The following is a 14185-nucleotide window of genomic DNA, read 5'->3' as shown; positions in this document are numbered from 1 at the left end:
ACAAGTCACAATCAACCTAAGTGACTTGTTTTATTTTTTGATATTTTGCAAATGTTCTACTTACTTATCCTTTTTATTACTCGTTGATGATTTTCCATTAATTATTTTGTTTACTTCATCAAAAGATTTTTTTATCTGCATCACTTTTGTGTTAAATATAGGTTTATCATATGTAAGCTTATTAATTTTATTTTTAAACTGCTTACTGGCTGCCATTCTTTAGACCTCTCTCCTTTTTTAATATCATATGTGAGAGATCATTTCATTTACACTATCTTTTTGCAATTAATTTATTAATGGGTACACCTTGCTTTGAAAATTTTTCTTCATATTCCGTCATAACATTGCCTTCACTTAACACTTTATCTTTGTGCAAATCATAAGTGTGACTTATTATGTTCCAACCCGCATTCGGAATTTCTTCCATTGAAAAATCAAACAAAGATTTATTGTCCGTTTTAAACTCAATGCTACCTTCTTTTTTTAATATTTTATCATATCGATTAAAAAAAGCATTGGAGGTTAACCTTCTTTTTGCATGTCTATCCTTTGGCCATGGGTCAGAGAAGTTTAGAAAAATTTTATCTATTTCATTTTTTTGAAATACTTGCTCTATTTCTTCGGCATCCATTCGGATAAACCTTAAGTTAGGAAGCTCCATATCCTTTACCTTATCAATCGCTCTTACTAAGACACTTGAATATTTCTCAATTCCTATATAATTAATATCAGGGTTATTATATGCTAATGTTGTAATAAACTTTCCCTTCCCCATGCCTATTTCGATATGAATTGGGCTATGATTCCCAAATATTTGCTCCCATCTTCCTTTGTTCGTTTCTGGATTTTTTACTACATATTGACTATCTTCAATCGTTTCTGTTGATCCTTTTACATTTCTTAATCTCATACTTAACCTCATAATTTAATAATTTTTATTATATTTTTATCATTTACTTATTCTACAATAATTTAGGATTTTTTTAAAGATTAATCAATTTTTTATATGTTTTTTTTGTCATATTGACTATAGACAATATGAAAAAAAGGAGTATGATAATAGACAGGTATTTTATCCTTACAAGGCATAAATACTGAATTTTAACAGTATTTATACTGCTAACGTGACCAATACTATATATGAATCATATAGGTGAAGTAATATATTTTGGATATAAGTAGGTCCTTCCTTAAAAAAGGATATTTTTTATACTATAAATAAAAATTAGGAGGATAGTTATGGAAAAGGTAGTTAATAAACTATCAGAAATTGAATCAGCTGCAGTTGCCATTATGGAGAATGCAACTGCAAAGAAGAAAGAAATTTCTGATAAGATGGATTTAAAAATCATTGAGTTTGATAAAAAAGTAGATACTGAAACAGCAAATACCCTATCTGAATTAACAAAAAGACTCCAAGATGAAACGGAACAAGAACTTAGTGAATTAAAACTTTGTACGCAAAAGACCTTGGATGCCTTAGAAGATGAATATAATAAAAATCATTCTGTTTTAGCAAATAACATCTTTAAAATGATTGTAAGGGAGTGATTTTATGAGTAACTTATTGGCATATAGCGGTATTACTGCTAAGATTCGAGCAATGGAAGGGAAACTTCTGACTGAAAATGATTACAAAGAGCTTGTGTCATTTAGAAGTGTAAATGAAGCTGCATCCTTCCTAAAGAATAAGCCTGCCTATAAAGAATTATTCTCTGATCTAGATGAATCTAGGTTGCATCGAGGCCAAATCGAACGCTTGATTCACCTATCTTTATACAAAGACTTTACTAAGATTTATAAATTTTCAAACCCAAAGCAGCGAAAATTCTTGCATTTGTATTTTATGCGTTACGAAGCTTCTCTTTTAAAGACTTGTATGCGTGCAGTTTTAAGCGGTGGTATTGATGTTCCGCACAAGGATATTGTAAAACAATTCTTAGAACATTATTCATCCATTGACATGGATCAGTTATTTGCCGCTCACACGATTGAAGAATTTATCGCTTGCTTAAAAGGTACTGAGTATTATAAACCCTTATCAAAACTATTAAATATTGCAAACCCGACCCTTTTCGATTATGAGATGACCTTAGATTTATACTATTTTTCTCAAATCTGGAAATCGAGCCAGGAAATTTTGAAAGGTAAGGAACTTAAAAGCTTATCAGCCTCATTTGGTAGTAAAATTGACATGTTAAATCTCCAATGGATTTACCGTTCTAAAAAATATTACCGTATGTCATCGGCTGATATTTATGCTTTATTGATACCAATTTCTTATAAACTAAAAAAACATGACTTAATACGTCTTGTTGAATCTGCTAGTATTGAGGACTTTAATCTTAATTTGTCAGGCACATACTATGCAAAGATATTATTACCTGAGGTTTTAACAGGCGAAAGCCTTGAACATATCTATAATAGATTATTAGATAAGATTAATCAAACCAGCGCAAAAATGAATCCTTATTCAGTTGCAACGATTAACATGTACTTAACGAGAAAGGATCATGAGGTAAATCGTATAACAACCGCTCTAGAATGTATTCGTTATGGTTTGGATTCAAATGAAACCTTAAAATATATTACAAACTAATTCAGGGGGTGAAACTGTGATTGTAAAAATGAAATTCTTAAGTATTACTGGTCCTAAATCTGATATTGATCGTGTAGCTGAAAAGTATTTATCAAAATATGAAATTCAGCTCGAAAATACTCTATCCGAATTAAAAACGGTAAATGAATTAAGGCCTTACGTGGAATTAAATCCATATAAATCTCTTTTGACCAAGGCTAACGAATATCTTGGTCTGATTCAAAAAAAAGAAGCAATCGAACCTGCAAAGGTATCACTTGAAGAGGCTGTAAAAGTCATTCACTCACTAGACCTAACAGTGAATGATTTAAAAGAGAAAAGGCAAAAACTTGAAGATAAAAAGGCAAAGTATCTTGAGTTGTTACACAAAATTGAACCTTTTATTGGTTTAAATTATGATTTAGAAAAAATACTTAGCTTTCAGTTTATAAAATATCGGTTTGGAAAAATCTCAAAAGAGTATTTTGCAAAACTAGAACGTTATGTCTATTCCAATTTTGATACTATATTTTATAAATGTTATTCGGATGAAAGTTATGTATGGGGGATTTATTTTTTACCTGCCTCTCAAAAAGAAAAAATTGATGCTATCTATACCTCGATGCATTTTGAGCGACTGTATATTCCTGACGGGTATCATGGAACACCACAGCAAGCTTACGACAAATTAGAACTTGATATAAATGAAGTGAAACAAGAAATTTCCTCTATCAATGAAGAAATTTCAAAAGAAATTGATTCGTCAAAAGAAATTATTTATGCTGCCAGTGAAAAATTAAAAAAACTGTCAAGAAATTTCGATATACGTAAACTTGCAGCCTGTACCAAAAATGAGAACCCTGTTTTTTATATCATATGTGGCTGGATGACAGAAAAAGATGCAATTTCCTTTGAAAAAGATATTTCAGATGACGAAAATGTATTTTGCATCATTGAAGATGACCATAATAATATTTTTAGTAGTCCTCCTACGAAGCTTGACAATCCAAAAATATTTAAGCCTTTTGAAATGTTTCTTCGTATGTATGGACTACCCGCTTATAACGAATTTGATCCTACCATATTTTTAGCTATAACGTATACCATTATATTTGGTTGTATGTTTGGAGATGCCGGGCAAGGACTTGTACTCTTTATAGCAGGAGCCTTACTCTACAAGTACAAAAAGCTCGACATTGCGGCAATTGTCTCCATGGCTGGTATATTTTCAACTATTTTTGGATTCTTATATGGTAGCTTATTTGGATTTGAAGATATAATACCTGCCTTATGGCTTCACCCTATGAAAACATATATTACATTGCCTGTTATGGGGACATTAAATACCGTATTGGTATTAGCTGTTGCATTTGGTATGGGATTGATTCTTGTATCAATGTTAATTAATATATACAACGGAATAAAGCAAAAGAATTTAGAGAAAATCTTTTTTGATACCAATGGCGTTGCTGGACTTATTTTTTATGGTTCTATTGTTTTGTCAGCCATCTTAATTATGACTGGTAATACATTACCTGGAGGTATTATACTGTTTGTCATGTTTGGTATACCACTTCTACTCATTGCTTTTAAAGAACCTTTAACCGCTCTGATAGAAAAAAAGGCAGAAGCTATGCCAAAAGAAGTGGGAATGTTCTTGGTTCAAACTTTATTTGAACTTTTCGAAGTTGTATTAAGTTATATGACGAACACAATTTCTTTTGTTCGTATCGGTGCATTTGCACTAAGTCATGCTGGTATGATGGAGGTTGTAATGACGCTTTCAGGAGCTGAAAATGGAGGATCACCTAACTGGCTTATATTTATTATTGGTAATCTGGTTGTACTTGGTATGGAAGGACTTATTGTTGGTATTCACGTACTTCGTCTTGAATACTATGAAATGTTTAGCCGTTTCTTTTCGGGAAGCGGAAGAGAATTTGTTCCTTATACCAAGCAAAAACAATAATTACAGATAGAATTTATTGAAAGAGGAGGTCACATTATGTTGACAAAAATTATTTTAGTAGTTGCACTTATACTTAGCATTATCATTCCATTTGGAGCTTATTTAATTGGTGAAAAAAATAGAGGTCGTTTTAAAACCTCTTTAAGCATTAATGTATTCTTTTTCTTTGGAACATTGATACTTGCAAACATTTTACTATTTGGTGGAAATGCACAGGCGGCTGAGGCTACAAGCGCCGTTGCCAACTCTTCTTATGGTTTGGGTTACATTGCTGCTGCTTTATCAACTGGTTTATCTTGCGTTGGTGCCGGTATCGCCGTTGCAAGTGCCGCAAGTGCCGCTTTAGGAGCAATTAGTGAGGATTCAAGTATCCTTGGTAAATCACTTATCTTCGTTGCCCTTGCAGAAGGTGTTGCTCTATACGGACTTATTGTTTCTATTATGATTTTAGGAAAGTTAGCTTAATTATGAAAATATATCTGATTAGTGATAATGTTGATACCTATACAGGAATGAGACTTGCAGGTGTTGAAGGTGCAATTGTTCATGAAAAAAACGAGTTAAAAACTGAATTAGAAAAGGTATTGGCCGATAAATCAATTGGTATTGTATTACTAACAGAGAAATTCGGCCGAGAATTTCCAGATATAATCGACGACGTTAAGTTGAATCGAAAACTTCCACTTATTGTTGAAATTCCTGATAGACACGGAACCGGCCGTAAGCCAGACTTTATCACATCCTATGTAAATGAAGCCATTGGCTTAAAGCTTTAAAGAAAGATAGGTGAAACTATTGACATTAGAAGAAAAATTACAACATTTTCAAGAGTTTACAATGCAAGATGCAAGAGAAAAAAGTAATCAAATGTTAGATGATTACCATGCATCAATGGATAAAATATTTGAAGAACACAAAGAAAAAAAGCTTCGCCAGGCTCAGTTAGAAATTAATACAGAAACAGAACGATTGAAGCAAGAAAGAAATAAAGAAGTATCAAAACAACACCTTCATATAAAGAGAAAAATCACAAGAAAACAAGAAGAATTAAAGGAAAAACTTTTTGTTGAAGTAAAGGATTTACTTTGTAAATTTATGGAGTCTGCTGAGTATAATCAGTTATTGATTTCACAAATAAATGCTGCTAAAAAGTTTGCAAAGGATCAAGAAATTATTATATACATCGATCCAGCAGACTCCTCCAAAAAAACCAGTTTGGAGGTTGCTACTAATTCTTCTCTTACTATTAGTGAATATTCCTTTATTGGAGGCACCAGAGCTACAATTCCTGCAAGAAATATTTTGATTGATAACTCTTTCGAAACGAAACTTGCAGAAGCGAAAGCAAATTTTATTTTTAACGGAGGTATCTCCAATGACTAAAACTGGAATTATTTATGGTATAAACGGACCAGTCGTATACCTTCGAGGTAATACAGGCTTTAAGATGTCTGAAATGGTCTATGTTGGTAAGGAAAAACTAGTTGGAGAGGTAATCAATCTTACAAAAGATACCACTACAATACAGGTATTTGAAGAAACAACTGGTATTAAGCCAGGTGAAGAAGTCACTGCAACAGGTGATGCAATCTCTGTTACACTTGGACCTGGTATCCTTAATAATATATTTGATGGAATTGAACGGCCACTTGGTGAAATTGCAAAAGAAGGAGGGGCATACATCAATCGAGGGGTAAGTGTTGATTCACTTGATACTACGAAGCTTTGGGATGTCCATATCACCGTAAGTGTTGGCCAGGAAGTGAATGGTGGAACCATTATTGCAGAAGTTCCAGAAACAACTGCAATTACTCATAAATCAATGGTTCCTCCTAATGTATCTGGTCATATCTTAAGTGTCGTAACTGACGGTCAATATACGATAACAGATACGATTGCCGTGGTTCAATTAGAAGACGGTACTGAACTAAATCTAAGCTTAGCACAAAAATGGCCAATTCGTATTCCAAGACCTACACTTAAGCGATACCCTGCTGCCAAACCACTGGTGACGGGACAAAGAATTCTTGATACTCTATTTCCAATTGCAAAAGGCGGAACCGCTGCTATTCCAGGTGGATTTGGTACAGGAAAAACAATGACACAACATCAAATCGCAAAATGGTCAGATGCTGATATTATTATTTATATTGGTTGCGGCGAGCGTGGTAATGAAATGACACAAGTTTTGGAAGACTTCTCTGAATTGGTAGATCCAAAGTCTGGTAATCCTTTGATGGATCGAACTACCTTGATTGCTAATACGTCTAACATGCCAGTTGCTGCTCGTGAAGCAAGTATCTATACGGGTATCACTTTAGCGGAATATTATCGTGATATGGGTTATGACGTAGCCATTATGGCTGATTCAACCTCACGTTGGGCAGAGGCACTTCGTGAATTATCTGGACGTTTGGAAGAAATGCCTGCGGAAGAAGGCTTTCCTGCATACCTTGCTTCCAGATTATCTGCTTTTTATGAGAGAGCAGGAATGATGGAAAATTTAAACGGTACAGAAGGTTCTGTATCTATTATCGGAGCAGTATCTCCTCAAGGTGGAGATTTTTCAGAACCAGTTACACAAAATACAAAACGTTTTGTAAGATGTTTCTGGGGACTTGATAAATCCTTAGCATATGCAAGACATTTCCCTGCTATTCACTGGTTAACCAGCTATAGTGAGTATTTAGGTGACTTAGCTCCTTGGTATAAAGATAATGTATCAACTAATTTTGTCGATTATCGAAATCAATTACTTGCATTACTCAATCAAGAAAGTAGCTTAATGGAAATTGTTAAGTTGATTGGCAGCGATGTACTTCCTGATGAGCAAAAGCTTGTTCTTGAAATTGCAAAAGTAATTCGATTAGGATTCTTACAACAAAATGCATTTCATGCTGAAGACACTTGTGTACCAATGGAAAAGCAATGCAAGATGATGGAAGTCATTTTATACTTATATTCTAAGTCAAAAGCTTTGGTTACCATGGGAATGCCTATGTCTATCTTAAAAGAAAATAATATATTTGAGCGAGTAATCGCTATTAAATACGATGTAGCCAATCACGAACTTGAGAAATTTGATCAATATAAAAAAGATATTGATAATTTCTATAATAAAGTATTAGAAACGAATGCATAAGGAGGTTATCATATGTCAATTGAATATTTAGGACTTAGCGAAATTAACGGCCCCCTTATCGTTTTAGAAGGTGTTCAAGATGCCGCATTTGAAGAAATTGTTGAAATTACAGTAGAAGGAAAAGAAAAAAAGCTGGGCCGTATTGTTGAAATATATGACGATAAGGCAGTCATTCAGGTATTTGAAGGAACAGAAAACATGTCCCTTAAAAATACCCATACAAAACTTACGGGACATCCAATGGAAATTGCCCTTTCTACTAGTATGCTAGGGCGTACCTTTAATGGTATTGGTCAGCCAATCGACCGCTTAGGACCTGTTGTTTCAGATGTCAAAAGAAATATTAATGGGCTTCCACTCAACCCTGTTACAAGAGAATACCCTCGTAACTATATCAATACGGGTATTTCAGCCATTGACGGGCTTACCACTTTAATACGTGGGCAAAAGCTTCCTATTTTTTCAGGAAACGGATTACCACATGATCAACTTGCAGCTCAGATTGTAAAGCAAGCCTCGCTTGGTGAAAATTCAGATGAAGAATTTGCTATTGTATTTGCAGCAATGGGTGTAAAATATGATGTTGCTGAATTCTTCCGTCGTACCTTTGAAGAAAGTGGTGTATCCGAACACGTTGCTATGTTTTTAAACTTGGCAAACGATCCGGTTGTAGAACGATTAATTACACCAAAAGTTGCTTTAACACTTGCAGAGTACCTTGCATTTGATAAGGGAATGCATATCCTTGTTATTTTAACCGATATGACCTCCTTTGCAGAAGCAATGCGTGAAGTATCCTCCTCTAAAGGGGAAATTCCATCCAGAAAAGGCTTTCCTGGATATCTTTACAGTGAGCTTGCTACCATTTATGAAAGAGCAGGTATTGTAAAAGGTGTGAATGGTTCTGTTACCCAGATTCCAATTTTAACAATGCCAAATGATGATATCACACACCCAATTCCTGACTTAACTGGATATATTACAGAAGGTCAAATTGTACTTGACAGAGTCATGCATGGTCAGGCAATTTATCCTCCAATTAATGTACTTCCTTCCCTCTCTCGTTTGATGAAAGATGGTATTGGTGAAGGTTATACAAGAGCAGATCATCAAGATGTGGCAAATCAGTTATTTTCTTCCTATGCAAAGGTTGGTCAGGCAAGAGCTCTTGCATCTGTTATTGGAGAAGATGAACTATCACCAATTGATAAAAAATACTTAAAATTTGGTATTGCTTTTGAGAAAGAATATGTTGGGCAAGGACCAAATGAAAATAGAACCATTGAACAAACGCTTGATTTGGGTTGGAAGCTTTTAGGTCTTCTACCAAAAGAAGAATTAGATCGAATTGATACAAAGATATTAGATAAATATTATGTAGCTGCAGAATAAGAGGTGATTAAATGGATCCAAATACATTTCCCACAAAGGGTAATTTAATATTGGCAAAAAACTCTCTTGTTCTTGCAAAACAAGGCTATGAGCTCATGGACAAAAAGCGAAATATATTAATTCGCGAGCTGATGGAACTGATTGATAAAGCAAAGGACATTCAATCTGAGATAGATATTACCTTTACAACTGCTTACAAAGCATTGCAGCGAGCAAATATGGAGCTTGGGATTAACTATGTAGAAGAAATCTCAACCACCATTCCAGTTGAGAACTCAGTTACAATTAAAACTCGTAGCATTATGGGAACTGAAATTCCATTGGTTCAATATGAACGAACGGATGCAAAACCGACTTATGCCTTTTATAGTACAAGAGAATCTCTTGACTTAGCCAGAGAATGCTTTGAAAAAGTAAAACATCTCACCATTAATCTTTCTATGATTGAAAATGCTGCATATCGTTTGGCTACGAATATTAAGAAAACGCAAAAAAGAGCAAATGCATTAAAGAATATAACCATTCCTTATTATGAAGCTTTAACGACCAGTATCCAAAATGCTTTGGAAGAAAAAGAGCGTGAAGAATTTACCAGGTTAAAAGTTATTAAAAGAACACATACAAAATAAAGAAAAATGAAGCGGTACTGCGCTTCATTTTTCTTTAAATTTTTCTATAAACCGATGGTTGAATACAAATTAATTTGCTTGACTTAATCTCTATCGTCTCAGTGAAACCAATAAATAAATATCCACCTACTTCTAAAAAATCTGCAACCTTATCCACAATTTGTTCTATCAATTCACTATCAAAGTATATAAGTACATTTCTTAAAAATATTACTTGGAATAACTTTTCAAATTCAAAATCTGATAGCAAATTAAGTAGTTTGAATTTTACATATTCTTTTAAAGAATCCTTTATTTTATAACTTCCATCGATGCAGACATTAAAATAATGCTGTAACCAATCATCTGGTATCTTTTCTACCTCTTCTTTTTGATAGATTCCCGCTTTCGCTTTTTTTATCATTGCTTGGGAAACATCAGTTGCTATTATTTCAACATTCCAATCCCTAATTTCTTCTTTTAGAAAATTTAAAACAGCCATTAAAATACTATATGCTTCCTGTCCGGATGAAGTTGCTGCTGACCAGACCCTTATTCCCTTTTTTTTATTACCATTGTTATAAATTTTGGGTAAGATTACTTCGCTAAGTATTTCAAAATGAGATGGTTCACGTAGAAAGTAAGTATAATTTGTTAAGAGTAAACCTATCACTTTCGAATTTATAATCTCATCATTCTTTTTTTCAAGCACATTAAGAAGTTGATCTAAATCTGTAAAATTACAATTAAGTAGAATTTTATCTAAGCTTTCTTCTACCACTGTTCTCTTTTGATTTAAATCCACTCCATAATTTTGTTTAATAAAACTTGTAATTCGATAAAAATCTTTATTGTTAACCTTCAAAAAGAATCATGCTCCTCCCTAAAACAAATTTAAAAGGAATAAACACTAAAAACATTTTATCCTTAGCTAAACTATTTATTATTCTATCTATTATATCATTCTATCTATGCTAACAATATACTTATTTTATATTTCATTAGATATTAACTGTCAAATTTATTAAATTCCTTTTTTATCAATACAACTGAAACAAGTGCTGCTATTATTTCTGCTATAGGAAAGGATATCCATACACCATGTATTCCGATTGCTCTTCCAAGAAGATAAGATAATGGGATTATAATAACTAATTGTCTTAACAAAGATATCATCAATGATTCTTTTCCTTTCCCTAAAGCCTCAAACACACCTGAACAAATCACACCTACAGCAGAAAATATAAACCCACATCCAATAATCCTCAAGGTGTAAATTCCTATATCATTCATTTGCTGTGTTGCATGAAACATCGATAAAATAAGTTCTGGTACACTGAGAAAGAAAATAGTTCCTAACGTCATAATTCCAGCTACTACAAACAAACTACTTCTTACTACATCTTTTACTCTATCATACCTTTTTGCCCCGTAATTAAAGGAAATAATCGGTCGCATTCCTTGAATTACTCCTGTGGAAGGCATATATACAAATGTCTGGATTTTGTAATATAATCCAAAGACTGCTACTGCTGTCTGAGAAAAAGCTCCTAAAATTCCATTTAAGGCACTAACCAATATGGAAGGTAGTGACATCATGATCCCTGAAGGGACTGCAATGGAATATATTTTTTTTATCAAGGAAGCATTTGGCGGGTATTTTTTGATACTAACATGAATATCTTTTTCTGTTTTTAAAAACATGATAAGTGCTAATATAAAAGAACTCATTTGCCCTATTATCGTTGCTATTGCTGCTCCCTTTACACCAAGAGCAGGTATGCCAAATTTTCCAAATATTAAAATTGGATCTAAAATGATGTTAACAATTGCCCCTACTCCTTGCAAAATCATTGGAATTACCATTTTTCCAGATGCTTGAAACATTTTTTCTATGTTAATATGTAACATACTTCCAAAAGAAAAACATATTACGATTTGGCTATATTCCATTCCCCATTGAAATACTTGATTATTGTTTGTAAAAAATTGTAAATAAGGCTTTACAAAAAACAACCCAATTATTACAAATAAAAAGGAATGAAATAGTGTTAATACGATTCCATTTGTTGCTGTCTTATTAACTTCTTCTTTATTTTTTGCTCCCATATTAATTGCCATACATGCGTTAATACCTACTCCTAATCCAACTGCAACGGCTAATACCAGATTTTGCAATGGAAATGCAATGGAAACAGCAGTTAAGGCTTCCTCACCTAATTGAGCTACAAATATACTATCAACAATATTATACAATGACTGAATCAGCATGGACAACATGGGTGGAATAGCCATTGATAGTAACAAATGAAATATATTCTTACTTTCCATCATATGAATGGAATTTTCTTTCATAATTTTTCTATACTCCTTTCATCAAAAAAAGCTATAGATTTTCAACTGTTTATAAATCAGAAACAGGAAAAGCTATAGCTCAAAGCAATTTTTTTATTATTTTCAACCTCATTAAACTAACATATATATATTATTTTGTCAACTAATAACGAGGATTATTATAATAAAATTTATTACTTTTAATTACGGAGTATATTCATCTATTTTATCTATCATCATGTAATCTGAAGTTTGCATAGGCACTTGAACCATGTTCATGGATATCTAGCCCTTCTTCTTCTTCTTTTGGTGAAACGCGTAATCCAACTGTTTTATCAATAATAGTAAATATAATAAAGGCTGATACTAATACATATGCAAGAACAGAAAGTACACCAATAAATTGTGTCAAAAGAGAAACTCCTTCCCCAAATACACCAGCTAATACCGTACCTAAAAAGCCGCAAGCTCCATGCACACCTATTGCTCCAACTGGGTCATCAATTTTTAATTTTTTATCCACAAATTCAATAACAAATACAATAAATATACCTGCAATTACTCCAATTAACATTGCTTCGTAATTTGTTACGACATCACATCCTGCTGTAATAGCCACAAGGCCGGCTAAAGCACCATTTAGAGTCATAGATACATCTGGTTTTCCATATCTTACCCATGTAATTATGAGTGTAGCCATAGTAGCTGCTGCTGCTGCAATATTTGTTGTCATAGCAATATCACCCAAACTTGTTGTGGCAGAAACAGTTGAACCACAATTAAATCCAAACCAACAAAACCAAAGAATAAATACACCTAGTGTTCCTAATGGAATATTATGACCAGGAAAAACATTTATTTTTCCATCTTTATCATACTTACCAATTCTTGGACCTAGTATTTTTGCTCCGACTAATGCACAAACTCCACCAACCATATGAACTGCTGTTGAACCCGCAAAATCATGAAAACCAAGTTCTCCTAACCAGCCGCCTCCCCAAATCCAGTGACCAGTGATTGGGTAAATAAAAATACTAATACATGCACTATAGAACAAGTATGAAATAAATTTAGTTCTCTCTGCCATTGCTCCTGATACGATGGTCGCTGACGTAGCACAAAATACAGTTTGAAAAATTAAAAATACACCAATTGGTAATCCATTAAATAAACCATCTGCATCTGCAAGGCTGGTAGGATTAAAAAAACCTGAAGTTCCAATTACACCTCCTGCTGACGTACCAAACATAATTGAAAAACCTAATACAAAATAAAAAATAGTACCTATTACAAAATCCATCATATTTTTCATAAGAATATTATTTGCATTCTTAGCTCTTGTAAAACCAGTCTCTACCAAGGCAAAACCTGCTTGCATAAAATAAACAAGTATTGCTGCAATCATTGTCCAAACAACATTTAATAATAACGAAACATCATTCATTTTTATTTCCTCCTCTTAAAAAAAGATAATTAACCTCGACTTACATCTTGGTTAATTATCTTCTTCGATAACATTTAATAAATTGATTTAATTCAAATAATTTTATAACTTTAACATCCCTATAGAGCATCATGCCCACGCTCACCTGTACGAATTCTAACTGCATCTTCCACATCGTAAATAAAAATCTTACCATCTCCATAATTTCCTGTATTAATTTCTTTGGTTACTCTTTCAATAATCTTTTCCGATAACTCTGTGGCAACTACAGTCTCAACTTTAATTTTTGGAAGTAAATTTACACTATACTCGGTTCCTCTGTAAATTTGCTTGTAACCCTTTTGATTACCATATCCCATAATATTCGTAATCATAAGTCCATTGGCGTTGCATTCATCAAGAATACTTTTTAAATCATCTAGTTTTTCTGATTTAATAATAATCTCTAACTTCTTCATAATAATACCTCCTCATAAGATAATAAAGATAACAAAATAGAACTTACATAAATGCACATATTATAAGTATAAAACAAAAAGGCGTTTCTTAATATTAACATTAAGAAACGCCTTTGTTCTTTGATTTAATTATACACCTTTGATTTTATTTGTCAAATACTATTTTGTTTTTTTTGTGAATAAGTTGATTTATAATTGCGAAGTATAGAAAAATACCCTATAATGAATAAGGACTATATGAATTATGAGGAGATTTAAAA

15 protein-coding genes are annotated in these 14185 nt (G+C 32.9%); 9 read left to right on the top strand and 6 right to left on the bottom strand.

Annotation, left to right across the window (positions count from 1 at the left end; translation table 11 throughout):
• Positions 1 to 60 precede the first annotated feature (60 nt).
• Entirely contained in the window at positions 61 to 216 is a 156-nt protein-coding gene (locus tag F7O84_RS19045; protein WP_192451781.1) for a hypothetical protein, read from the bottom strand.
• Positions 217 to 271: 55 nt separating this feature from the next.
• On the bottom strand, positions 272 to 910 hold the full coding sequence (gene trmB, locus F7O84_RS15020; protein ID WP_151147096.1) for a tRNA (guanosine(46)-N7)-methyltransferase TrmB: 639 nt from the start codon (positions 908 to 910) through the stop codon (positions 272 to 274).
• A 329-nt stretch (positions 911 to 1239) separates the two neighbouring features.
• Between trmB and F7O84_RS15015 the strand changes: the two genes are divergently transcribed.
• The 9 genes from F7O84_RS15015 to F7O84_RS14975 are packed head-to-tail and all read left to right on the top strand — an operon-like array spanning position 1240 to position 9710.
• On the top strand, positions 1240 to 1551 hold the full coding sequence (locus F7O84_RS15015) for a hypothetical protein (RefSeq protein ID WP_151147093.1): 312 nt from the start codon (positions 1240 to 1242) through the stop codon (positions 1549 to 1551).
• A gap of 4 nt (positions 1552 to 1555) precedes the next feature.
• Positions 1556 to 2599, top strand: coding sequence for a V-type ATPase subunit (locus F7O84_RS15010; protein WP_151147090.1), 1044 nt, complete (start codon positions 1556 to 1558; stop codon positions 2597 to 2599).
• Between the two features lie 16 nt (positions 2600 to 2615).
• Complete coding sequence (locus F7O84_RS15005; protein ID WP_151147087.1) at positions 2616 to 4547, top strand: V-type ATP synthase subunit I; 1932 nt, start codon at positions 2616 to 2618, stop codon at positions 4545 to 4547.
• A gap of 36 nt (positions 4548 to 4583) precedes the next feature.
• Positions 4584 to 5012 (top strand): ATP synthase subunit C, encoded by a 429-nt coding sequence (locus F7O84_RS15000; protein ID WP_151147084.1) that lies wholly within the window; start codon positions 4584 to 4586, stop codon positions 5010 to 5012.
• A 2-nt stretch (positions 5013 to 5014) separates the two neighbouring features.
• A complete protein-coding gene (locus tag F7O84_RS14995; protein WP_151147081.1) occupies positions 5015 to 5323 on the top strand; it encodes a V-type ATP synthase subunit F in 309 nt (102 codons plus the stop codon).
• 10 nt (positions 5324 to 5333) lie between these two features.
• Entirely contained in the window at positions 5334 to 5930 is a 597-nt protein-coding gene (locus tag F7O84_RS14990; RefSeq protein ID WP_320411231.1) for a V-type ATP synthase subunit E, read from the top strand.
• A complete protein-coding gene (locus F7O84_RS14985; protein ID WP_151147075.1) occupies positions 5923 to 7689 on the top strand; it encodes a V-type ATP synthase subunit A in 1767 nt (588 codons plus the stop codon). The genes F7O84_RS14990 and F7O84_RS14985 overlap by 8 nt, the downstream gene beginning before the upstream one ends.
• 12 nt (positions 7690 to 7701) lie before the next feature.
• The gene (locus tag F7O84_RS14980) at positions 7702 to 9081 is read left to right on the top strand and encodes a V-type ATP synthase subunit B (protein ID WP_151147073.1); all 1380 of its coding nucleotides are present in this window, start codon (positions 7702 to 7704) and stop codon (positions 9079 to 9081) included.
• Positions 9082 to 9092: 11 nt separating this feature from the next.
• Positions 9093 to 9710 (top strand): V-type ATP synthase subunit D, encoded by a 618-nt coding sequence (locus tag F7O84_RS14975; RefSeq protein ID WP_151147070.1) that lies wholly within the window; start codon positions 9093 to 9095, stop codon positions 9708 to 9710.
• Between the two features lie 34 nt (positions 9711 to 9744).
• Here F7O84_RS14975 and F7O84_RS14970 read toward each other — a convergent pair whose 3' ends face one another.
• The 4 genes from F7O84_RS14970 to F7O84_RS14955 form a co-directional block, all read right to left on the bottom strand.
• Complete coding sequence (locus F7O84_RS14970; protein ID WP_151147067.1) at positions 9745 to 10554, bottom strand: CheR family methyltransferase; 810 nt, start codon at positions 10552 to 10554, stop codon at positions 9745 to 9747.
• Positions 10555 to 10697: 143 nt separating this feature from the next.
• Positions 10698 to 12044, bottom strand: a complete 1347-nt coding sequence (locus F7O84_RS14965) for an MATE family efflux transporter (protein WP_151147064.1) — start codon at positions 12042 to 12044, stop codon at positions 10698 to 10700.
• 205 nt (positions 12045 to 12249) lie between these two features.
• Positions 12250 to 13467 (bottom strand): ammonium transporter, encoded by a 1218-nt coding sequence (locus F7O84_RS14960; RefSeq protein WP_151147061.1) that lies wholly within the window; start codon positions 13465 to 13467, stop codon positions 12250 to 12252.
• A 119-nt stretch (positions 13468 to 13586) separates the two neighbouring features.
• A complete protein-coding gene (locus F7O84_RS14955; RefSeq protein WP_151147058.1) occupies positions 13587 to 13925 on the bottom strand; it encodes a P-II family nitrogen regulator in 339 nt (112 codons plus the stop codon).
• Between the last annotated feature and the right edge of the window lie 260 nt (positions 13926 to 14185).

The sequence above is a fragment of the Candidatus Galacturonatibacter soehngenii genome (genome assembly GCF_008830185.1).
GTDB classification, from domain to species: Bacteria; Bacillota; Clostridia; order Lachnospirales; family Lachnospiraceae; genus Lachnotalea; species Lachnotalea soehngenii.
This window is presented reverse-complemented; position numbering and strand designations above follow the sequence as displayed.

Coding starts and splice junctions, on each gene's coding strand:
- F7O84_RS14965 (WP_151147064.1), bottom strand. CDS start 12,044: ATGAAAGAAAATTCCATTCATATGATGGAAAGTAAGAATATATTTCAT.
- F7O84_RS14960 (WP_151147061.1), bottom strand. CDS start 13,467: ATGAATGATGTTTCGTTATTATTAAATGTTGTTTGGACAATGATTGCA.
- F7O84_RS14955 (WP_151147058.1), bottom strand. CDS start 13,925: ATGAAGAAGTTAGAGATTATTATTAAATCAGAAAAACTAGATGATTTA.
- F7O84_RS15010 (WP_151147090.1), top strand. CDS start 1,556: ATGAGTAACTTATTGGCATATAGCGGTATTACTGCTAAGATTCGAGCA.
- F7O84_RS14995 (WP_151147081.1), top strand. CDS start 5,015: ATGAAAATATATCTGATTAGTGATAATGTTGATACCTATACAGGAATG.
- F7O84_RS19045 (WP_192451781.1), bottom strand. CDS start 216: ATGGCAGCCAGTAAGCAGTTTAAAAATAAAATTAATAAGCTTACATAT.
- trmB (WP_151147096.1), bottom strand. CDS start 910: ATGAGATTAAGAAATGTAAAAGGATCAACAGAAACGATTGAAGATAGT.
- F7O84_RS15015 (WP_151147093.1), top strand. CDS start 1,240: ATGGAAAAGGTAGTTAATAAACTATCAGAAATTGAATCAGCTGCAGTT.
- F7O84_RS14985 (WP_151147075.1), top strand. CDS start 5,923: ATGACTAAAACTGGAATTATTTATGGTATAAACGGACCAGTCGTATAC.
- F7O84_RS14975 (WP_151147070.1), top strand. CDS start 9,093: ATGGATCCAAATACATTTCCCACAAAGGGTAATTTAATATTGGCAAAA.
- F7O84_RS14980 (WP_151147073.1), top strand. CDS start 7,702: ATGTCAATTGAATATTTAGGACTTAGCGAAATTAACGGCCCCCTTATC.
- F7O84_RS15000 (WP_151147084.1), top strand. CDS start 4,584: ATGTTGACAAAAATTATTTTAGTAGTTGCACTTATACTTAGCATTATC.